This is a genomic window from Halorubrum tibetense (genome assembly GCF_055396225.1).
The window spans coordinates 1,859,526-1,880,003 of record NZ_AP043742.1; the positions used below are offsets into that span (position 1 = coordinate 1,859,526).

15 protein-coding genes are annotated in these 20,478 nt (G+C 65.8%); 5 read left to right on the forward strand and 10 right to left on the reverse strand.

What is annotated here, in order from left to right; translation table 11 throughout:
• Positions 1-55: 55 nt before the first annotated feature.
• From ACZ5TV_RS09420 to ACZ5TV_RS09435, 4 genes are all read right to left on the reverse strand, one after another.
• Positions 56-985, reverse strand: a complete 930-nt coding sequence (locus ACZ5TV_RS09420; RefSeq protein ID WP_379783637.1) for an aminotransferase class IV — start codon at positions 983-985, stop codon at positions 56-58.
• Positions 978-1,724 carry an anthranilate synthase component II gene (locus tag ACZ5TV_RS09425; RefSeq protein ID WP_464383748.1) on the reverse strand — a complete coding sequence of 249 codons (747 nt, stop codon included), beginning with the start codon at positions 1,722-1,724 and terminating at the stop codon, positions 978-980. Before ACZ5TV_RS09425 ends, ACZ5TV_RS09420 begins: the two co-directional genes overlap by 8 nt.
• Positions 1,724-3,406, reverse strand: a complete 1,683-nt coding sequence (locus ACZ5TV_RS09430; protein WP_464383749.1) for an anthranilate synthase component I family protein — start codon at positions 3,404-3,406, stop codon at positions 1,724-1,726. The genes ACZ5TV_RS09425 and ACZ5TV_RS09430 overlap by 1 nt, the downstream gene beginning before the upstream one ends.
• A 74-nt stretch (positions 3,407-3,480) precedes the next feature.
• Positions 3,481-4,056, reverse strand: a complete 576-nt coding sequence (locus ACZ5TV_RS09435; protein ID WP_464383750.1) for a helix-hairpin-helix domain-containing protein — start codon at positions 4,054-4,056, stop codon at positions 3,481-3,483.
• A gap of 188 nt (positions 4,057-4,244) precedes the next feature.
• Here ACZ5TV_RS09435 and ACZ5TV_RS09440 point away from each other — a divergent pair, with 188 nt between their 5' ends.
• Positions 4,245-4,700, forward strand: coding sequence for a transporter (locus ACZ5TV_RS09440; protein WP_379783639.1), 456 nt, complete (start codon positions 4,245-4,247; stop codon positions 4,698-4,700).
• A gap of 58 nt (positions 4,701-4,758) precedes the next feature.
• On the opposite strand, the gene ACZ5TV_RS09445 is transcribed toward ACZ5TV_RS09440, so the two are convergent.
• Positions 4,759-5,577, reverse strand: coding sequence for a shikimate dehydrogenase (locus ACZ5TV_RS09445; protein WP_464383751.1), 819 nt, complete (start codon positions 5,575-5,577; stop codon positions 4,759-4,761).
• A 56-nt stretch (positions 5,578-5,633) separates the two neighbouring features.
• Positions 5,634-6,761: a DUF373 family protein gene (locus tag ACZ5TV_RS09450; protein WP_464383752.1), complete on the reverse strand. Its 1,128-nt coding sequence runs from the start codon at positions 6,759-6,761 to the stop codon at positions 5,634-5,636.
• Positions 6,762-6,826: 65 nt separating this feature from the next.
• Between ACZ5TV_RS09450 and ACZ5TV_RS09455 the strand changes: the two genes are divergently transcribed.
• The gene (locus ACZ5TV_RS09455) at positions 6,827-8,014 is read left to right on the forward strand and encodes an RNA 3'-terminal phosphate cyclase (protein ID WP_464383753.1); all 1,188 of its coding nucleotides are present in this window, start codon (positions 6,827-6,829) and stop codon (positions 8,012-8,014) included.
• On the opposite strand, the gene sppA is transcribed toward ACZ5TV_RS09455, so the two are convergent.
• The 3 genes from sppA to ACZ5TV_RS09470 form a co-directional block, all read right to left on the reverse strand.
• Positions 8,011-8,949, reverse strand: a complete 939-nt coding sequence (gene sppA / locus ACZ5TV_RS09460; protein ID WP_464383754.1) for a signal peptide peptidase SppA — start codon at positions 8,947-8,949, stop codon at positions 8,011-8,013. The two genes, ACZ5TV_RS09455 and sppA, sit on opposite strands and share 4 nt — an antisense overlap.
• 134 nt (positions 8,950-9,083) lie before the next feature.
• The gene (locus tag ACZ5TV_RS09465; RefSeq protein ID WP_379783224.1) at positions 9,084-10,007 is read right to left on the reverse strand and encodes a coiled-coil protein; all 924 of its coding nucleotides are present in this window, start codon (positions 10,005-10,007) and stop codon (positions 9,084-9,086) included.
• 382 nt (positions 10,008-10,389) lie between these two features.
• Positions 10,390-11,064, reverse strand: a complete 675-nt coding sequence (locus ACZ5TV_RS09470; protein ID WP_464383755.1) for a 2,5-diamino-6-(ribosylamino)-4(3H)-pyrimidinone 5'-phosphate reductase — start codon at positions 11,062-11,064, stop codon at positions 10,390-10,392.
• 677 nt (positions 11,065-11,741) lie between these two features.
• Between ACZ5TV_RS09470 and ACZ5TV_RS09475 the strand changes: the two genes are divergently transcribed.
• The 3 genes from ACZ5TV_RS09475 to ACZ5TV_RS09485 all read left to right on the forward strand — a co-directional run bounded on the left by ACZ5TV_RS09475 (position 11,742) and on the right by ACZ5TV_RS09485 (position 17,358).
• Positions 11,742-13,010, forward strand: a complete 1,269-nt coding sequence (locus ACZ5TV_RS09475) for an RNA-guided endonuclease InsQ/TnpB family protein (protein WP_464383756.1) — start codon at positions 11,742-11,744, stop codon at positions 13,008-13,010.
• Between the two features lie 53 nt (positions 13,011-13,063).
• Positions 13,064-16,237 carry a PAS domain S-box protein gene (locus tag ACZ5TV_RS09480; RefSeq protein ID WP_464383757.1) on the forward strand — a complete coding sequence of 1,058 codons (3,174 nt, stop codon included), beginning with the start codon at positions 13,064-13,066 and terminating at the stop codon, positions 16,235-16,237.
• 194 nt (positions 16,238-16,431) lie between these two features.
• Positions 16,432-17,358 carry a DUF7504 family protein gene (locus tag ACZ5TV_RS09485; protein ID WP_379779227.1) on the forward strand — a complete coding sequence of 309 codons (927 nt, stop codon included), beginning with the start codon at positions 16,432-16,434 and terminating at the stop codon, positions 17,356-17,358.
• Positions 17,359-17,491: 133 nt separating this feature from the next.
• On the opposite strand, the gene ACZ5TV_RS09490 is transcribed toward ACZ5TV_RS09485, so the two are convergent.
• Positions 17,492-20,113, reverse strand: coding sequence for a sensor histidine kinase (locus ACZ5TV_RS09490; RefSeq protein ID WP_464383758.1), 2,622 nt, complete (start codon positions 20,111-20,113; stop codon positions 17,492-17,494).
• Positions 20,114-20,478 lie beyond the last annotated feature (365 nt).

Consider the following 20,478-nt stretch of genomic DNA (forward strand, 5'->3'; position numbering starts at 1 on the left):
CTGCGGCCGGCCCGTCCGGTACGGCTCCGATGCCGGCAGCGAGCCCGTCCGACGCTCACAGCCGCTCGCCGTCGTAGTAGCGCTCCTCCACACGCCGGTCGAACAGTCGCGCGAGCAGCGTCGTCAGCGGGCCGGCGACCCCCTCACCGTCGGCGTCGACGGCCAGCCCGTCGACCCGTGTGACGGGCCGTACCTCCCACGTGGAGTTCGTGAGGAACACCTCGTCGGCCTCGCGCACGTCGCTCGGTGTGTACGTCCCCTCCTCGACCGGGATCCCCTCGTCTTCGGCGGTCTCGATGACGGTCTCGCGGGTGATCCCGGGGAGCACGGGGCCGTCGAGCGACGGCGTCTTGAGCGCGCTGCCGTCGGCGAAAAAGACGTTCGCGGTCGCCCCCTCGGCGACGTGGCCGTCGGGGTCGAGGATCAGCGCTTCGTCCGCGCCCGTCACCCGGAGCTCGAGCCTGGCGAGGATCCCGTTGAGGTAGTTGTGGGTCTTCGCGGCCGCCGGGATCGCGCGGTCAGGGATCTTCCGGGTCTTCGTCGTCTGCAGGGTTGCGGGACCGTCGTGAGCGGGAGACGAGTCGACGCCGCCGCGCGGGAGGGGGGTGGCGATCACGACGACGGTCGGGTCGATCTCGGGCTGGGGATCGAGCGTTCCCGGCTGGCGGCCGCGGGTGATCGAGCACTTGACGTACGCGTCCGTGAGGTCGTTGGCGGCGAGCGTCTCGTCGATCCGGCCCTTCAGATCCGCGTCCGACAGCCCGTGGTCCAGCGCGAGCGTCTCGCAGGTGTCGGCGAGCCGGTCGGCGTGTGCGTCCCACCGGAACACCTCGCCGCCGTAGGCTCGAAGCGTCTCGAACGCGGCGTCGCCGTAGGCGAACCCGCGGTCCTCGACGTGGACGGTCGCCGCGGCGGCGGGGACGAGCTCCCCGTCGACATGGTAGCGCAGGTCGGTGGGTTCCGGGGACTCTCCCGAGTCACTCATGGGTCTCACACAGGTCGACGAAGTTCCGCACCATCCGTTTCCCCTCCGGCGTGAGGATGCTCTCGGGGTGGAACTGCACGCCGACGTGCGGCTTCTCGCGATGGCGCACGCCCATCACCACCTCGCGTTCGTCCTCGGTTCGGGCGGTCTCGACCAGCTCCGCGGGGAGGTCGTCGCGCTCGACGCACAGGGAGTGGTACCGTCCGACCCTGAGCCGGTCCGGAAGCCCCGCGAAGACCCCCCTCCCGTCGTGGCTGATCGTCGAGGGCTTCCCGTGGACGACCTCCGGGGCGTGCCCCACGCGACTTCCCCGGCTGGCACACAGCGCCTGGTGGCCGAGACAGACACCGAAGACGGGGCGGTCGAGTTCGAAGGCGTCGATCGACACCCCCGCGGACTGCGGGGTCCCCGGCCCCGGCGAGACGACGACGCCGTCGGGGTCGAGTCGCCGGATCGCCGCGAGGTCGATCGCGTCGTTCCGCCGGACCGCGACCGCGCCCGCGACTTCGCCGACGTACTGGACGAGGTTGTACGCGAACGAATCGTAGTTGTCGATCACGAGCACCCGGGCGTCCGCATCGCCGACGCCGGCGCGCCAGCCGCCCACGTCGTCCGCGTGCGTTCGGTTCGTCGCGCCGTCCGCGTGCGTTCGGTTCGTCGCGCCGTCCGCGTGCGTTCGGTTCGTCGCGCCGTCCGCGTGCGTTCGGTTCGTCGCGCCGTCCGCGTCCGTTTCACTCATCACGTCTCACCCTCCGTCGCACCCTCGTCGGTGATATCGAGGGCCGCCTCCGAGAGCGCCTCGTCGATGGCCGTCACGAGCGCCCGGCCCTTCGCGAGCGTCTCCGCGTACTCCGCGTCGGGCTCGGAGTCGTGGACGATCCCCGCGCCGACGCGCAAGTCGTACCGCTCGCCGGTTCGGACCAGCGTTCGAATGACGATGTTGGCGGTCAGTCGGCCGTCGAACCCCGCCGCGAACATCGACCCGGTGTAGGGCCCTCGGCGGGTCTCCTCCAGCTCGTCGATGATCTCCATCGTCCGCGGCTTCGGCGCGCCGGTGATCGTCCCGCCGGGGAAACAGGCGGCGAGCGCGTCGGCGAGCCCCACGTCCCGGCGGGCCTCGCCCTCGATCAGGCTCACGAGGTGCATCACCTCCGAGTACCGGTCCACCCGGCGATACTCCGCGACGTCGACCGTGCCGAACCGGGACACCTTCCCGAGGTCGTTGCGCTCGAGGTCGACGAGCATCGCGTGTTCGGCGCGCTCCTTCGCGTCGCCGGTCAGCTCGGCCTCCAACACGGCGTCCGCGTCGGCGTCCTCGCCCCGCGGCCGGGTGCCCGCGATGGGTTCGGTGAGGAGCCGCGCGCCACGCTCCGGATCCTCGCTAGGCACGCGCTCTAAGAGAAGCTCCGGGCTCGCGCTTACGAGGTCGGCCCCCAACCCGTCGCGCTCGAACTCCAGCAGCCCGGAGTAGGGCGCTGGGTTCACCCGCCGGAGCGCGTCGTACGCTGCCACCGGATGGACGGTCGCGGGCGCGCGGAGCCGCTGCGAGACGTTCGCCTGGAACGTGTCACCGTCCCGGACGTACGCCTTGACGCGCCGGACCGCGTCCGCGTACGTCTCCTGTCCGGTGTCGCTCTCGAAGGTCGCCGAGGACTCGGGGCCCGAGCCCGCGTCCCGGCTCCCGGTTGCCCCCGTCGGCGGCGGACCGACGGCCGGATCGCCGGCCCGGATCCGCTCGATCAGCTCCCGGGCGCGGGCGACCCCCGAATCGAAGGCGTCGTCGAGCCCCTCAGGGGACCGATCCGCGGGTATCAGAGGGCAGGCGGTCACTCGGAGGTCGACTCCCGCGTCGTCGCTCCCATCCCGCCCATCGTCCCCGTCGACCGGACACTCCCACGCCGCTACCCGGTCGAACAGCGCGGCCTGCAGCCGCGGGAGCCCGCGGTCGTCGACCGCGCCCGGCCCGCCGGGTGGCGCGGGCGGGAACGACTCCAGCTCGCGGGCGACGTCGTAGGAGAGCCAACCGAAGACGCCACACGGGTACGGTACTGTACAATCGCCGCGGACGAGCGTCTCCCCGTCGATGACGCCTTCGAGGGCGGCGAGCGTCGGCGTCGGGCGGCGGTAGTCCCCGGTCGGGCTCGTCTCCCCGGCGTCCGAACCGTCCGATCCGGTCGATCGAACGCTCGCCTCAGCGCCGACCGTCAGCCGCTCGGCCGGGTCGACGCCGAAGTATCCCCAGCCGGACTGGCCGCCGGTCGTCTCGTAGAAGAAGCCGCCCGGGCCGTCGCGAGCGCGCCTGAACGCGTCGAACGGGTCGTCGACGGCGACCCGGAGCTCGACGGGGACGCGAGCCCCGGCGGGGGCGGTCGCGGCGACCTCGCGGAACCGCGCCCGGTCGGTGTGAACGGAACCGTGCATGGATCAGGGTTCGCCGGCACCGGTGAAACGGTTGCGGTCGTTCGAGCGCCTCGCCGGGGCCGACCGCGTCCGATTCAGAACTCCTCGGCCCGCTGGATCCACGTCGCCGCACGCTTCTCGCCCACCTTCGCCCCCTCGGCGACGTCGGCCGGGTCGGCCGCCGCGAGGTCCGCGACGGAGTGGATCCCCATCTCGGACAGCCGCTCGCTGTACGCCGGTCCGATCCCCTTGATCCCCTCGACCGGGTCGCCGTCGGATTCGACGGCGGGCTCGTCCGTGTCGGTCGCGTCCGCGTCAGCCGCTTTCGCGTCGGTCGCGTCCGCGTCGGTCGCGTCCGCGTCGCCGTCGGGATCGGCGGCATTAGCGGGGGTGTCGTCGGCGGGTTCGGCGTCCGTGGTGTCCACGTCGTCGGTCTCGCCCGACTCGCCGTCGTCGACCGGTTCGGGCTCGGTATCGACTCCCACGGCATCGGCGGACTCCGCGTGATCGGCGGACTCCGCCGTCTCGGCGGTCGTCCCGTCGTCCACGGTCGACGAGTCGTCTTCGCCGTCCGCGTCCTTCTCGACGGTCACCGTCGTCTCCCCGCCGTCGTGGTCCGTCGAGTTGCTCCCGAAGCCGAGCTTCGCCTTGATCTTCTGTAATAGTGCCATTGCCGGGGAATACACGCGCGGGATATTTAAACACCGGCGACGGGCCTACCGGTCCCGCGCGAACGTGTGAGGCGGCGTTCCACCGGTAGACGAGCTGCTCGGCTGCGTCCCCCCGCCGCTCGTCCCTCGATCGACTCCGGAAGGCCTCCTTCACTCATATATAAGTAACGCCGCTCGCAACGGATCGCATGACGCTGATCCACGCGGTCATGTGGTCGCTGCACGTCGGCTTCGCGATCCTCTGGACGGGGAGCGTGCTGTTCGTCTCACTCGCTGTCGTCCCGCCGGCGACCCGCGGCGACGTCGGGGGAAAACTCCTCTCGACGGTCGTCGGCCGACTCCGATGGATAACCCGGATCGGTGCGCTCGTCTTCGTCGCCACCGGCGGACACATGGCCGGGCAGCTGTACACGGCCGACACGCTCACCGGCACCGGTGCCGGCCACCTCGTCCTGACGATGATCGCCCTCTGGTTCCTCATCACCGGGCTCGTCGAGGTCGCTGGCTCGAAGGCGGTCGCCGGACTCGACGGCGACATCGCCGGCGCGGCCGCCGACGCGAAACCGTTCTTCTACGCGGCCGCCGGCCTCTCCGTCGCGCTGATCCTCACTGCGGGGCTGCTGGCGAACCCGTTCGGCTTATAAGCATCGTCGCGGCCGGTCGGGATATGTGATACGCGGCTACGCGACAGGTCGAGAGACGTTATAAGTGATCGCGGAGCGCCCGGTTCATCGCCTCGACCGGCGCGTCCCGCCCGGTCCAGCGCTCGAACGCCTCGACGCCCTGGAACAGCAGCATCCACGCCCCGTCGACGGTCGTCGCGCCCGCGGCCGCGGCGTCGGCGAGCAGTCGGGTCTCGATCGGCGTGTACACCGCGTCGAGTACGGCCAGATTCGCGTGAAGCGCCTCGGTCGGCACGGGCGTGGCGTCCTCCTCCATCCCGACCGTCGTCGCGTTGACGAGCACGTTGGCGTCGGCCACCCGGGTCGCGAGGTCGTCGAGTCCGCCGCCGGCCGCGTTCGGCACGTCGCCCGCGAGGTCCACCGCCCGCTCCGTCGTCCGGTTGGCGACGTGAACGCTCGCGCCGGCGTCCGCGAGCGCGAACGCCGCCGCCCGCCCCGCGCCGCCCGCGCCGACCACGACCGCGTCCGTCCCGTCGAGCGCGACGTCGTGGTGTTCGAACGCGCGTCGAACGCCCGCGGCGTCGGTGTTGTACCCCCGGGGCTGGTCGGCGTCCCCCGCCCGAACCGGCCCGAAGTCGACCGTGTTCACCGCGCCGATCCGCTCGGCGAGGGGGTCGGGGTCGACCGCGTCGAGGACGTCGCGTTTGAACGGGACGGTGACGTTGAGCCCCGCCACGCCGAGCGTCGTCGCGCCCCGGACCGCGGCGGCGGCGTCGTCGATACCGGGTTCGAACGTGACGTAGCGCGCGTCGATCCCGAGCGCCTCGTAGCCGGCCTCGTGGAGCGGCGGCGACAACGAGTGTTCCACCGGGTTGCCGATGAGCCCGTAAACCTGCATGGTCGGCTACGCGGCCTCCACCGTCGAAAAGCCGTCGGGTGTGGCGGCGGGAACGGTCACTCCCCGTCCGGATCGCTCTCGGCGTCGATGACCTCCTCCAACGTCTCCGTGCCCACGTCGCTCGCGAGCTTCACGCCGACCAGCGAGACGACCACGCCGACGAGGATGAACGCGGCGAGCCGCTGGACCGGAGAGATCGCGACCCCGGCGACGCGCAGCGGGTCGATCATCGACTCCTGTGCGAGGAAGTAGCCCGCGAACCCCCGGACGACGAGCCCCACGGCGACGATGACGAACGGGAGGTTGAGGTACGGCGTCCGGATCCCCTCGTCCCGGATCAGCTCGTCGAGGAGCCGCCCGACCGCGGCGGTGACGCCGGCGACGACGAGCCACGGGACGGCCGCGTACGTGAACTCCATGACTTCGACGGCAACGGTCGCACCCTCCAGCTCGGAGGCCGCCAGCACGCCGAAAAACCCCCCGACGAGCGAGAGGCCGCCGGCGACGACGTACGTGACGATCGACACTTGGCCGGCATACAGCGCCTCCCGGACCCGTTCGGGCATCCCCGCGACGGCGCGGTCCACGCCCAACCCCTTATAAAGGAGCGCCGCGCCGAACAGCCCCGCGACCGTCGCGAGCGCGACCGCCGGCGAGAACTGGACGAACAGCACGGGCAACAGCAACAGCGCGACGCCGAGCGGGACGAGCACGGTCGAGCGGAGCTGCTCGTCGGCGAGGAACTGTTTCAGCAGGTAGTAGGTGGATTCGAGGTCGTGCGCCTGCCGGACGACGACGCGATCGACGCCGTCGACGGGCATCCGCGACTCGACTATCGGGAGGACGCGTTCGTCCTCGGCGGAGTCGACGACGACGATCGCCGCGCTCGGGTCGTATCGGTCGACGAGGTCGTCGAGCTGGGCGGCGATCGAGCGGTCGGAGCCGACGGCCGTGTCGCTCTCGGCGGAGACGACGGCGACGACCGCGTCCTCCCGCTCGTCGCGGAGGTCGCGGGCGACACGGAGCGCTTCGAGCAGGCAGTTGACGCTGGCGTCCTCGGGGTCCGCGAGCCCCGCGTCGGTGACCAGGGACCTGACGGCCTCCCAGCCGGCGACGGGCATCGGGACGTTCGTGGCCCGCCCGATCGCCCCGGAACGGTCCACGCAGATCACCAGCGTCGTCACGCCTCCACTCACACCCCCGCGGAACAAAAACCCTCCCCGTTCCCCCGGGCGATACCGGCACCGGCGTGATCGACGCCGCCGTCGACAGGTACAACCCGCCGCCGGTCCGACGGCCGGACGTGATACGGATCGACGGCAGCGACGGCGGCGGCGGGGTGCTCCGGACCGCCCTCGGGTTCGCGATCGCCACGGGCCGGCCGGTGCAAGTCGACGACGTGCGCGGTGACCGACCGAACCCCGGGCTCAAACCGCAACACGTCGCCTGCGTGGACGCGGCGTGCGCGGTCGCCGACGGTCGTGCGAGCACCGACGAGCGCGGGCTTGAGGCGATCGACGACGGGAACGCCGCCGTCGACACGGGAGCCGACACGGTCGTCTTCGAGCCGGGACCCGTCACCGGCGGCACCCACGACGTCGACGTCGGGACCGCCGGGAGCGCGACGCTCGTCGCCACGACGGTGCTGCCGGCGGCGCTCGTCGCCGACGGCACCGTCCGCCTCCGGATAGACGGCGGCACGGATGTCGCATGGTCCCCGCCGGCGGACTACCTCGCCGGGGTGACGCTTCCGGTCCTCCGCGCGCACGGACTCGCGGCCGCGGTCGACACGCCCCGACGGGGGTTCTACCCGGCCGGCGGCGGGCGGCTCGACCTGACGCTTGGACCGTCGACTCCCCGGCGACTCGGGCTCGCGCTCGCGAACGCCCCCAATCGGGGGACCGTCGAACGAGTCGACGTCGCCGCCGTCGCCTCCGCCGACCTCCTTGACGCCAACGTCGCCGATCGGATGGCCCGCGAGGCGGCGACCCGGCTCGACGAGTGCGGCGTCCCCGTCGGTAGCCGGGCCGCCCGATATGCTGACACCGACTCGACCGGTGCGGTCGTCACGCTCCGGGTCGCTCGCGGGATCGAGGACCGTGTGGATCGCGGGGACGACGACACGACTGCCGACGGCTCCGCTGTGCCGGTCGCCGGGTTCTCGGCGCTCGGCGAGCAAGGGGTCCCCGCCGAAACGATCGCGAACCGAGCCGTTAGCGGGCTCGAACGATGGGGGCGGAGCCCGGGTGTCGTCGACGCCCGCCTCGCCGACCAACTGGTCCCGTGGCTCGCCCTCGTCGGCGGCACGGTTCGGGTCCCCTCCGTCACCGATCACGTCGCGAGCGCGGTCGCGGTCGCGCGGGCGTTCGACCGGCCGATCGACGTCGACGACGGTGGGACACCCCACGATGGCGTGCTGCTCGTCGGGCCGTCCTAACGCAGCTCGACCTCGACGTCGCGGCCGTCGCCCGAGAACACGCTGGCGGCCCCGTTGCCGGCGGCGTACGCGACGCGTTCCGCGCCGATCCCCAGCCGCTCGGCGAGTCCGCGCTCGGGGGTGAACTCGCGGAGCTCGACGTCCGCGTCTATCCGCTCCCCCAGCGCCTCTTCGACGTCATCCTGCGTGCCGAGCTCGTCGACGAGGCCCAGCTCGACCGCGTCCGGACCGAGGTAGACGCGTGCTTCGGTGTCGCGGATCGTCTCGGAGTCCATCTCGCGCCCCTCGCTGACGGTCTCCACGAACTGCTCGTAGTAGCCGTCGATCAGCGACTGGAGGTACTCGCGCTCCTCCTCTTCGATCTCGCGGAGGGGGACGCCGGCGTCCTTGTACTCGCCGGCGGTGAACTGCTCGTAGGAGATCCCCAGCTTGTCGGCGAGCCCCGCGGCGTTCGGCCGCGAGCCGATCACGCCGATGGATCCGACGAGACTCCCGTTGCGCGCCCACAGCTCGTCACAGCCGCTAGCGATCCAGTAGCCGCCGGAGGCGCACAGGTCCGTCGTGTACCCGACGGTCGGCCCGTCGAACGCGGCGGCCGCCCGCCGGATGTCGTCGCTCGGCACGACCTCGCCGCCGGGGGTGTTGAGCTCGACCAACAGCGCCTCGACGTTCTCGTCCTCGTCGGCGGCCTCGATCTGCTCGACGACCTCGTCGGCGGTCGCGCCCGTGGGGCCCGACAGCGGCGACGGCCGCCCGCGATCCCGTGTTATCGGGCCCGAGACCGACACCTTCGCCGTGTTGTACTCCGTCGTGTCGCCGAGGCGGCCGCGCGTGAGTCTCGCGACCAGCCGTCGTCCCGCGAGCAGCGTCGTGACTGCCGCCACGACGAGCCCGAGAAGCGCTGCGCGTCCCGCCGACCGAGGCGTGTCGTCCATACCCTCGGTTGGTGTCCCATCGGTTTATATGCTGAGCCTTCCCCGTCGACGTCGGAGATAGGGTCCGTTCTCGCCCCGGTGCCGTCGCTCTATGGCCGGCTGAAACGGGATAGAAGAACCGCGGTGTCGCCGGCTTACAGGAGGCCGGTCTTCTGCAGCTTCATGAGGTCCTCGGTGTCGAGGGTCTCGCCCTCCTTGAACTTCTGGTAGATCTCCTCGGCTTCCTCCTTCTCCTCCTCGCGCTTCTCCGCGCGCTCGTCTTTGCGCTCTTCCTCCTCCTTCTTGTCGAGCTCGCGAAGGCGCTTCTGGACGCGAACGAAGTCCTCGTGGTGGCGGTCGGCTGCCTCCTGGGCCTCGACGAAGAGGTCGTGCATCTCGTCGGCCTCGTCGCGGATGTCGTCGGCCTCGCGATACGCCTCGATCATCCGGTTGTGGTGCTCCTGGGCCTCGTCGGCGAGCTCGGTCACCTTCTGGTGGTGCTTCGACGCCTCCGAGCGGACCTCCTCGGCCTCCTCGACGAGCTCGTCGAGCTCGCTCGTGTCGTCGATCTTCTCCTTTTTGTCCGCGAGCTTCTCGCGTTTGTCATCGATCTTCTCGATGAGCTCGCGTTCGTCCTCCGCGTCGAGCACCTCCGTCTGCTGGCGGAACTCGAGGTCCTCGATCTCCTCTTTGAGCTCTTCGATGGACTTGCCGGAGCCGAGCTCCATGTCCTGTTTGAGCTCTTCGACCTCGTCGAACAGTTCGTTCGCCTTCGCGTTGAGCTCGTTGCGGCTGTCCTTGTGTTCCTGGACCTGCTCGTTGAGCTCGTCGCGTTTCTCGCGGTGTTCCTGGGCCTCGTCGACCTTCTCGCGCGTCTTCGCGTTGAGGTCGTCGCGTTTGGAGGCGCGCTCGGAGGCCATCTGGTTCAGCTCGTTGCGTCGGTCACGCAGCTGCCCGGCGCGTTTGATGAGCTGCCCTTTGGACCCGTTTTCGAGGTCGTCCTCGGAAAGGTCCACGTTATCCGCGTCGTTCATCGGCTCGATGTCGTACTGTTCGAGAACTTCGTCTTTCGTTACCATTTTTTATCTCTCCATCACCGCTCCGGATGTGGCGGCCGCTCGCCGTCGTGCGTGGGGCCGTGTATAAGAACTCCCGTTCATTTCAGCGTGCGATCCTACCAGCGCCGGAGGCGTTCTGGTATCAGGATGTACCGCGTTGTGACATATAAATACTTCGGTGAATTCGCATGAAAGCCGGTAGCACGGGCCGTGTACCTCCCGATCTCGTGAGTCGATCACACACCCCCTATCGTGGATCCGAGACGAACTCCCCCCTATCGCTGTCCCGAACGGAACACCCCACTGCGTCCACTTCGGGCCGTCGGGTCGTGGGCCGGGCCGCCCTCCTCGGTCCGCCCACCCTCATCGGTCCGGCCGCTTCCTTCATCGCCCCGATACCGCTCTACTCGCTGGCCCCGTTGACCTGATAGGAGAGCACGACCCCGTCGTCGAGTCGGTCGATCTCGGCGAGCTCCAACCGGGGGAACTCGTCGACGAACCCGTCGCCGTCGGCCAACGTCGGTGACTCGCGGCCGCCGACGATGAGCGACCCCACGTACACCTGCAGCTCGTCGACGACGCCGGCCGCGAAACACGAGAAGATCACCTCCCCGCCGCCCTCGACCATCAGCCGGTCGATCCCGTGATCGGCCAGCGCGTCCACCGCCGCCGCCACGTCGACGCGCTCCTCGCCGGCGACGATCACCTCCGCGCCGGCGTCGGCGAGCGCGTCGCGGCGGTCCCCGGGAGTCGCCTTCGACACGACGAGGTACGTCGTCGCCGCGTCGTCGAGGATCCGGGCGTCGGTCGGTGTCCGGCCCGAGGAGTCGAGCACGACCCGTGCGGGGTTCCCGGGTCGAGCGTTGCGCAACCGCTGGACGCGGCGGTCCTCCTCGTCGAGCGTGAGGTGTGGGTCGTCGGCGAGCACCGTTCCGACCCCGACCAGCACCGCGTCGGCGGCCGCCCGGATCCGGTCGACCCGATCGAAGTCCTCCGACCCGGAGATCCGGAGCTGTTCGCGCCGCCGAGTCGAGAGTTTCCCGTCGACGCTCTGTGCGGCGTTGACGACGACGTGCATACACGCCCGTCTCGCGGGCGGGGAATGATCGTTTCGGTCGCGGTGCGTGACGGTCCCAGTACGTGGCCGAGACGTGTGAGACCTGTCTCGACAGCCGGACGCAACATAATCTCGGAGGATAGATTTGATGCGTGCCTTCTATCCAATTCTCATACCATGTGCGAAAAGTCGTGGGGAGAGTCTCCACGAATTCTCAATAAAGTATCTGTTCAGTGGTTGCAATAGGCATCTACTCGCTAATCCTGAATATCATGGCGTCTATTGGCGCAGGAATTTTTCGCTTTTCCGCCGTGAAACCTGATCGTATGCCATCGCGGCGACACCCTCAAATCGATTCAGAGTAGTAATTTACATATCAAGATGAGTCCGGAACCCACCTCGCCTGACCGCGACGCTGATACGTTCCTTGCGCGGTTGGCGATCGAGGCGCCATCACCGATCCTCGTCGCAGAGGCCGACACGGGGACCGTCGTGGCAGTCAACGAGGCTGCGACCGATCTGTTCGGCCGCGACCGGTCGTCGCTTATCGAAGTTACAAGGCTAAAACCCCGCCCTGAAGGGCGGGGATACAGCCGACAATTCCTACACAACCCACCGCCGATGGCACTGCCGGATATTCTACGCTCAACCACTGTATTTAATAGAAATATTCTATAAGTACTTATGGACACAGTACAATGCTGGAGACAACCCGCACCTATCGAGCGAAAATCGTCAACCACCAACAGGTGAGTGACGACCTCGATGATTGCGGGCACTCAGCATCCAAACTGTGGAACGTCGCCCGCTATCACTCCCAGCAAGAATGGGATGACACGGGAGAGATTCCGTCCGAAGCCGACCTCAAGCGCGAACTAAAAGACCACGAACGATACAGTGACCTACATTCTCAGTCAAGTCAGCGCGTTCTCGAAGAACTCGCTGAGTCGTTCAACGGTTGGTTCAAAAAGCGCAAGAATGGCGACACCGACGCGAATCCACCCGGATACCGAAAGCGAGGCGACAAACACCCGCGTTCCACCGTGACGTGGAAGCAGAACGGCATCAAACACGACTCCAAGCACAACAAACTCCGCCTGAGCAAGGGCTTCAACCTGAAGAACCACCGCTCAGACTTCATCCTCACAGAGTACGAAACACGACCGGACGTGACCGTGGAGAACATCCAGCAAGTGCGAGCAGTGTGGGACGGCGACCGCTGGGAACTGCACCTCGTCTGTAAGGTCGAAATTCCCGTCGAGGACGCACCCGGCGACAACACAGCTGGAATCGATCTCGGTATCAAGAACTACCTCGCTATCGCCTACGACGACGGTGATGCGGAGTTGTATCCGGGGAACGTACTGAAACAGGACAAGCACTACTTCACCCGCGACGAGTACGACACCGAAGGCGAGAACGGCCCGTCACGCCGTGCGCTCCGCGCCCGACAGAAACTCTCGCGTCGGAAAGACCACTTCCTGCACGCCCTCGCCAAACACATCGTTGAGCAGTGCATTGACCACGCGGTCGGTCGCATGGCTGTTGGCGACTTGAGCAAGATTCGAGAAGAGGAGAACGGTGACTCGCGGAACTGGGGTAAGTGCGGGAATAAGAAACTCCACGGATGGGAGTTCGACCGTTTCACCACGTTGCTTGAATACAAGGCTGAGGAACACGGTATCCTCGTTGACCGAAAGAGCGAGCGGGACACGAGCAAGACGTGTTCGTGTTGTGGTCGGAAGCGTGAGGCGAGCCGTGTGGAGCGTGGGTTGTACGTCTGTGAATCGTGGGGTGCAACGATGAACGCAGACGTGAATGGTGCGGTGAACATTCGCAGAAAGATAACTCAGAATCCCCCAACGGGGGATATGAGTAACGGTCGTTTGGCACGGCCAGTAGCCTATCTGTTCAATCAAACCTCGGGGCGTTTCGCACCGAGCGAACAGGTGGGTTGCGAACCCTAATATCCCAACGCTCGGGAATCCTCGCCCTTTAGGGCGGGGAGGATGTCAACGGGATGCACCAGACGGAACTGCACCCCCCGGAGACCGAGACCCGTCATCGCGAAGGATTCGAGGCAGTTCAGAAAGGCCAGCAGCAACACGCAATTGCAGAAGTCGACGATACAGCAACGATCCTTCGTGCAGACGGATCGACAGTCCCCGTTGACGCAACATCGACGACGATTACACACGGTGGCACCGAGTACGTACTCGGCGTCTTTCAGGACGCAAGCGAGCGCATGGCGTATCTCGACCGGCTCGAACGCCAGGCGACCGCGATGGATCTGACGACGTCCGGTATCGCGCTCCTGAACGATGACGGTGAGTACACGTATCTCAACGACGCGCACGTCACGATGTTCGGGTACGAGGACCCCGATGAGCTACGCGGCGACACGTGGCGACAAGTGTACACGAACGACGTCATCGAGCGGATCGAAGCGGAAATACTTCCGATCGTCGAAAAGACGGGGTCGTGGGACGGTGAACTGGTCGGCGTCAAACGCGACGGGAGTTCTATCACGCAGCAAGTGTCGCTTGCGCGGCTTCCCGACGGCGGAATAGCCTGTGTGAATATCGATCTCACCGAGCGGGAACACCGGATTCGTCGACTCGAGGAGACGCGTTCGCTCGCTGAAGAGATGATGATGGCGAACGAGTACGAAGCGGTGATCGAGACCGCGATCGAGGGGGTGACGGAAATTATCGACCGACCGTTCTCCGGCTATTGGGCGTGTAAAACCGTTGAGACGGAGACGACTGCTGCTACCGCCTCCGAGCAGACGGTGACTGACGCGCTCGTTCCAGTTGCTGTCTCCAGCGCGGGGCAGTCGATCGTCGATGAGGTACCGGAATTCCGGCCGGGCGAGTCGCTCGCGTGGAAAGCGTTTGATACCAGCACGCCCGCATACTATCCGGATGTTGCCGCGGAGGCTCACGCCCACAACCGTAAGACGCCAATCGGTGCCGAATTCATCGTTCCCGTTGGAGATGACGGCGTGTTTATTGTGGGAGCGCCAGACACGGCTGGTTTCGACGAGAGCGAGCGCGAACTCGTCTTGATCATTACCCAATATCTCAGTACAGCGATACAGCTCGCCGCACAGAGACGGCAACTGCGCGAGGCGCGTGATCGAATCGAGGCCGAACGCGATCAGCTCGAACGAATCATCAACGCGGTCCCGCAGCTCATCTTTGCGAAGAACACCGACGGAGAGTTTCTGCTCGCGAACGAGGCGGTCGCGGAGGCGTACGGCACTACAGTGACGGACTTGATCGGCTCGACCGACGCCGACTTCACGGCCGACCCGGACGAGGTGGACGCGTTCACTGAAGACGATCAACGGGTGATCGAGACTGGCGACCCGCTGTATCGTGCCGAAGAGACACTTACCGACGCCACGGGTACGGAACGCGTATTGGAAACGTGGAAGATACCGTTTACCCCGCTCGACAGTGACGACGATGCGATACTCGGTGTCGCCAACGACATCACCGAGCTCACCGACGCACGCGACGAGATCGACCGACAGCGCCGGTTGACGAACCTGTACGCCGTGAGCAATCGTGTGTTCCAAGTAACGGATCCAGCGGACGCGTTCGATGCGTGTGTCGAGGCGATCGCCGACGTCGTGACAGCCGACGAGATTGGCGTATACAACCGCGACACGCCAGACGGAGCGCTCGTGCGGATCGCGACGGCGGGTGACGAGTCCGAAACAGCGAGTCGACAGCGGATCCCGCCGGGCGAAACGGACCTCTGGGGAGCGTTCAACGAACCCGGCACATACTGGCTCGACGGCGATGCCGTTCTCGACTCGACCGTGGCGGGCGAAAAGCACGCGCTCGTCACACAGCTCGATGACGCAAGCCTCCTGAGCGTGATCGTCGAGGAACCCGACGAGACGCTGGAGTCGTTCATTCGGGCGGTGAGCCAACAGGTTTCGGCGGCGCTCACACAGATACATCAGCAGACATCAATAGAGGGCCTCTCGGGTGACGTTGCGCGTACGGAACAGCAGGCAGATCGGTATCGAAACCTGTGGGCGGCGGTAGCCGAGGCCGTCGAAACCCTCGTGGCGGCCGACACAGCGGCGGCGGTGCGCGATGCAGTCATCGACTTCGGTGACCGAGTAGCGGAGTACGCGCTCGTCGGCACGTACGACCCCGTGACCGAGCGGGTCGATCCGCTTTCGGTGTCTGAGCCGGGCGGGCCGGCAAAGCTGTACGAAACGAGCGAGGAGCCGTTTCCCGCAGTCGCCGCCGCCTCACAAAACGAGCAGCAGCGTGTCGTGGACAGGCGGGCGCCCCCGAACGGCCACGGCGAGTATGTCAGCCGGTTGCTCCAGTTCGGCTACCGAGAATCGCTCGCGGCTCCACTAAGCTATCACGGGACCGTCCACGCTGTCGCCGAGTTCACCAGCACGGACGTCGGTCGGTTCAACGAGCCGGAGCGCCGGGCGATCGAGGCCGTGACCGACGCCGCCGGAATGCGTTTGTCGTCGCTGGACTCGACACACGGGGCGAACGCACCGCTCGTCTTCGATCTCGAGTGTCAAAACCCGTCGCCACTGTTTCCGGACCTTCCAGCTGACGGCACGGTCGTCGTCGAACACGTCGCGCTGACCGGCAGGGAGCACTTCCACATGACCGGCCGAATCGAGGGGTACACTGACACGGCGTTTCGCGACTACGTCGCAGTGACACCCGGTCTCGAACTCGAGAAGATCGACTCGGTCGAGGGCGACGCACACGAGGTCGCGGTGCGGATGACGGATACGCCGAGCCGGTCGCTGGCTCCGGTTCGCGACGTGCTTATCGAGACGGACACGCAGCTGCGTGGCGTTCGGTCCCGCCCAAACGCCGACGTCTTGGAGTTCTGGACGACAGATCCGACGGTGGTCGGTCACGTCCGTGAGAAGCTGTCCGCCGTTTCCGAGTCGCGTCGGCTCGTCTCGAAGCGGCATTTGTCCCGGTCGATCGAGGTCGGCGACGGGCCGAGTGGGAGCCCGGGGCTGACGCACCGACAGCAGGAGATAGCCGAAACAGCGCTTCAGGAGGGGTACTACGATGACCCGCGTGGTATCAGCGGCGCCGACCTCGCCGATCGGTTCGACGTGTCCTCGTCGACGCTCCACCAGCATCTACGGGCCGCGGAGTCGAAGATCATGCGTGGATTCTTCGAGTGACGAGCTGCCACCGACTGTTGCGAAGTTAAACACGGACATATCAGGCATTCTCTCCGTCTGGAATACATATCCGGGCGCAGAATTAGGATCGCTCACGGAGCATCTGTCAGTATGAATCCTCCCCGCGATCGTGCGGCGCGAAATTCGACACCCCGCCGTTACCGCCACCCCCCAACACGAGGAGGAGATTCCGCGTGAGTACCCGCTCGTTCGACCGGGCCACGATAGTGTACGAGTACCTGAACCGGTCAGATGATCTCACCGTGAGCGCAACGAGCGATGAACGCTCGTCGTGGGTCGATTCATCCGTCTATGCCGACGATTACGCGGACAGTCTAATCAAGCGGCTTCTTGACGCCGAGAGCCATCCCGGTGACGCGTTCGAAGCCGTCTTACAGCCGTCGCCAGAAGCGATCGCTCCGGCGTTCATCGCTGACACTGGCGTCCAACCTGACGATGTCGTTGGCTTTGCCGCGCCGAGCTCTCAGCTGTTCGATGACTTGTTTTATGCCGTATACGCGGCGATGACCGAGAACGGCGCCGTACTGACGACGAAGTACCCGCGCCATGAGGTACGCTCGCAACTCTCGACGGTGGATCCGACCGTCATCGACGCGACGCCCGGGGCGGAGACGGATGGCGGCGTTGACGTCGCGACGCCGGAGTCCCGACCGGTCCGGTGTGGTGACCTCACCTCGCTCGGTGTCGCCGCCGAACGGGCGACGACACGACTCGCGACGGGTGATCGAACGGGAACATTCGCGATCGCGACGTTGACCCAACTGCTGGCGCATCATGACTCGACTGCACTCGATAGGTTCCTCCACGAACTGGTCGGCCAGTGGCGAAATCAGGGCGTCGGCGGGCTCATCCACCTGCCACCAGCGAGCGACATCGACGGTTCCAGCTGGTTTGGGTCGGCACACTTCGATTACGTTATTGAGATGCGAACCGACGACGGCCAGATTGAGGCGCGAGTGTGTGGAAAGCGAGATGTTGCCCCCACATGGCAGGTGGTTGGCTCGTCGCCGTGCTCGGATAGTGAAGCGTCGGCCCAAGCAGTGGACCGACAGCCTTCCGGAATAGTCGATGAAGACGGCGGCGAGTCTACCCCGGAGTGAATACGGTACTGTTACCCGACGAGTCCGTGTCACAACCCGGCCTCGGTTGCTGGGTTTCGGATCGCTGCCCCTCGTTGTGAGACGGGGCTTTGCCGACCCTTCCACACGCCTCGCAGTTTGTACGGTATGCCCCCTAGGACATCTGCCCGGGTGCGGCTAAACCCAGATTACGGTTTGCTGACGACGTCGGAACGCGAAGCACAACTTCGGTACCTGTGTCGGTCACGTCGACGTCGATCTCCCCGCCGAGTACCGAGACTAACATCCGAATCAGCCAGATCCCGAGCCCAGAACCGTGCTGTAACGGCGTCTCTTCGCCGGTGACGAGTACCTCCCGCTCGATATCTGGCATGCCAGGCCCGTCGTCGGCCACGACGATCTGGAGCCAGCCGTTGTCGACCTGTCTCACCGATACGTTGACGTACGGATCTTCTCGGTCTCCTGCGGCCACCGCGTTCTTTATCACCTCGGTAAGTGGGTGTGTAAGCCATCGTGAGACACTCTCGTTGGTCGCGTCGACAGAGACAGCGATCGTTGCGTCCGAGTGGTCATCTCGTACCGCCGTTGCGGCCGTTTCAGTGACCTCAGCGATGTTAACGCTCGACTCGTCGTGTGGTATCTCCCGTATCGCGCGATCGATCACCTGCATTTTGTTCGTAAGTCGTTCCCACCCGTCGAATATACGCGTCAGTCGGCGGAGATGATCCTGACGACAGTCAGCGTCCGGTTCCTCGGCGAGTATCGTTGTCCATCCCACGAGTTTATTTAAATCGTTTCGGACGTTGTGTCGGACGACCCGCTGGAACACCTGTAAATGCTGTCGCTGTCGCGTCTTCACGGTGATATCTTTCCCTTCAACCGCGATCAGCGTGATTTCACCAGCGGCGTTACGAATCGGCTTGAACGACACGTCGATGCGTGCGAGACCGTCTGGACCCTGTAGCTCTCCTTCGGTCTGGACGAGTTCACCGTCACCCGCGCGGTTGACCGCCTCACAAACCGTGAGCCCGTGGCCCGGGTCAAGGTTCAGCCACGGGAATTTGTCGATCGGTTCACCAACTATTGTCGACCGATCAACGCCGATGCGTGTAACCAGCGTATCGTTCACGTCGGTCACGATTTTGTTGGGGCGGACTAACGCGGTAAACTGGTGCGGGCTGTTAAACACTGCCTCCAGTCGCCGAGTGTACTTCTCGCGTTCAGAGATATCGATGAACAGCACATCGGTACCTACGACTTCGTCGTCGACGGTGCGCGGGATCGCCCGTAACAGACACGGGACCGTGTCGCCGTCCGTCGTCACGAGCGTGCGTTCCGCAACGGTAAGATCGCCGCTAAGCGCGCGTTCGTAGCCGTCTGTTTGGAGCGAATCGGCCGAGGTATCGTCGTAAAACTCACTGAGCGGCTGTCCAACCACCGCTTCGCGCTCGTACCCCAGCGCGTCGGAAAACGACCGGTCACAGGCCTCAATGACTGCTTCGCCGCCAACGGCCCGAGTTTGAACGAACAGCAGCGGGCCCTGATCAAACAGTTTCGACGCCCATTTCACACGCTCGGAGCGCTTCGTCGCGTCTCGCCCCATCGCCAGCACACTGGCAGAGCCATCACCCGCATCACTCACAACGGTGTGTAGATCTATCCACGTGACTTCGCTGTCATCCGTCCCGATTCGTATCGTCTCAGCAGCCGGGTCACCGGTCTCGATCGGGCGCCGCAGGGCGTCAGCGGCACGTTCGCGGTCCTCCGGATAAACTACTGCTTGCCATTCGTCTATCGTCGTCGGGCTCGCTCCGACCGTCTCTCGTAAAGTGGCGTCCAACGTGACTGTGTTGGTACTGAAGTCCCACTCACCGATGCCCGTCTCCGTCCCGCTGAGGACGAGTTCCAGCCGCTCAGTCTGGTTTCTGAGCTCTCTGATCCGCCGTCGTTGCTCGGTAATATCGTGTTGAACCCCGATGTAGTTTGTCACGATTCCGTTTGCGTCTCGAACCGGCGTCACGGAGAGCTTCGCCCAGTACGGTTCACCCCCCGCGGTGTAGTTTCTCAGCTTAGTTGTTATCGGTCGCTCGGTTTCGATCGCCGTACGGATTCGCTTTGTCGTCTCCGAATCTGATCCGGGGCCCTGGAGGAATCTCGGGTTTCGGCCGAGAGCCTCTGACCGCTCGTATCCGGTTAGCTGTACAAATTCCTCGTTAACGTACACCAACGGGTTCCCCGGTTGGGTTGGGTCCGTAATCTGGATGCTGGTCCCTGCTTCGTCCAGCGCCCGCTCTTTTAATGCGAGTTCGTGTTCCCGTGCTTCACGATCGCTCACGTCACGCACCGTACAGACCATTCGGGATGGGGTGACCATCGTCAGGGACAGCTCCGCCGGGAACGTCGTTCCATCTGGCCGACTTCCCGTTACTCGCCCCTGCCAGTGACCATCGCGTTCGAGCGCGTCGAAAGCTTCCTTCTCGATCCGTGCCGCTTCATCCGCAGCGTATAGCTCCCGCCAACTTCGACCGAGTAGCTCCTGTTTGCTGTCGAATCCGTACATATCGACGTGCGTCTGGTCGATATAGACGTACGCCTCGTCGTCAAGGATGGCGACGCCATCGGCGGCGTCCTCGATCGCCTGTTGAAACGCACCGAGGCGAATATCCGAGGCGATCTCGCCTGTCGGGTCACGGGTCTGGGAGCTAATACGGTCGAGTGCCGCGGCGAGTGACCCTGCTGCTCGCTCGAGAACATCACGGACAGCGGCCTCGTCCAACGCGGTCGCGAGATCGTGGTGATCCCAGCCAACCGATAGCACACGCTCGGAATCGATCGGAACGAAAAGTTCCTGACGCGGAAGCCAGCGGTTATCATCCGGTGCGATTGGTCCGGCCACCCCGTCAGTTCGAACCGGCGCATCAGCCGTGAAACATCGCTTGATTAGAGCTGCGTCTGGTGAAGGGATTCGAGCCGACCGACCCGTATGGCGTTCGGAACCGAACAACGGTGGGGACGGCTGTTCCGGCGATTGGGCATTCTCGGGGTTACTACCATGCTCGTTGCGGTTTCGCCACACGGTAATAACTGTGTCCCCCAGTGTGGTACGGACCGCAGTCAGTGTCCGATCAATAGCGCCACCTA

Bases quoted from the DNA above. Each gene is read 5' to 3' on its own strand.
- ACZ5TV_RS09480 (WP_464383757.1), top strand. From the start codon at position 13,064: ATGCACCAGACGGAACTGCACCCCCCGGAGACCGAGACCCGTCATCGC.
- ACZ5TV_RS09445 (WP_464383751.1), bottom strand. From the start codon at position 5,577: ATGCAGGTTTACGGGCTCATCGGCAACCCGGTGGAACACTCGTTGTCG.
- sppA (WP_464383754.1), bottom strand. From the start codon at position 8,949: ATGGACGACACGCCTCGGTCGGCGGGACGCGCAGCGCTTCTCGGGCTC.
- ACZ5TV_RS09440 (WP_379783639.1), top strand. From the start codon at position 4,245: ATGACGCTGATCCACGCGGTCATGTGGTCGCTGCACGTCGGCTTCGCG.
- ACZ5TV_RS09470 (WP_464383755.1), bottom strand. From the start codon at position 11,064: ATGCACGTCGTCGTCAACGCCGCACAGAGCGTCGACGGGAAACTCTCG.
- ACZ5TV_RS09425 (WP_464383748.1), bottom strand. From the start codon at position 1,724: ATGAGTGAAACGGACGCGGACGGCGCGACGAACCGAACGCACGCGGAC.
- ACZ5TV_RS09420 (WP_379783637.1), bottom strand. From the start codon at position 985: ATGAGTGACTCGGGAGAGTCCCCGGAACCCACCGACCTGCGCTACCAT.
- ACZ5TV_RS09430 (WP_464383749.1), bottom strand. From the start codon at position 3,406: ATGCACGGTTCCGTTCACACCGACCGGGCGCGGTTCCGCGAGGTCGCC.
- ACZ5TV_RS09465 (WP_379783224.1), bottom strand. From the start codon at position 10,007: ATGGTAACGAAAGACGAAGTTCTCGAACAGTACGACATCGAGCCGATG.
- ACZ5TV_RS09475 (WP_464383756.1), top strand. From the start codon at position 11,742: ATGCTGGAGACAACCCGCACCTATCGAGCGAAAATCGTCAACCACCAA.
- ACZ5TV_RS09435 (WP_464383750.1), bottom strand. From the start codon at position 4,056: ATGGCACTATTACAGAAGATCAAGGCGAAGCTCGGCTTCGGGAGCAAC.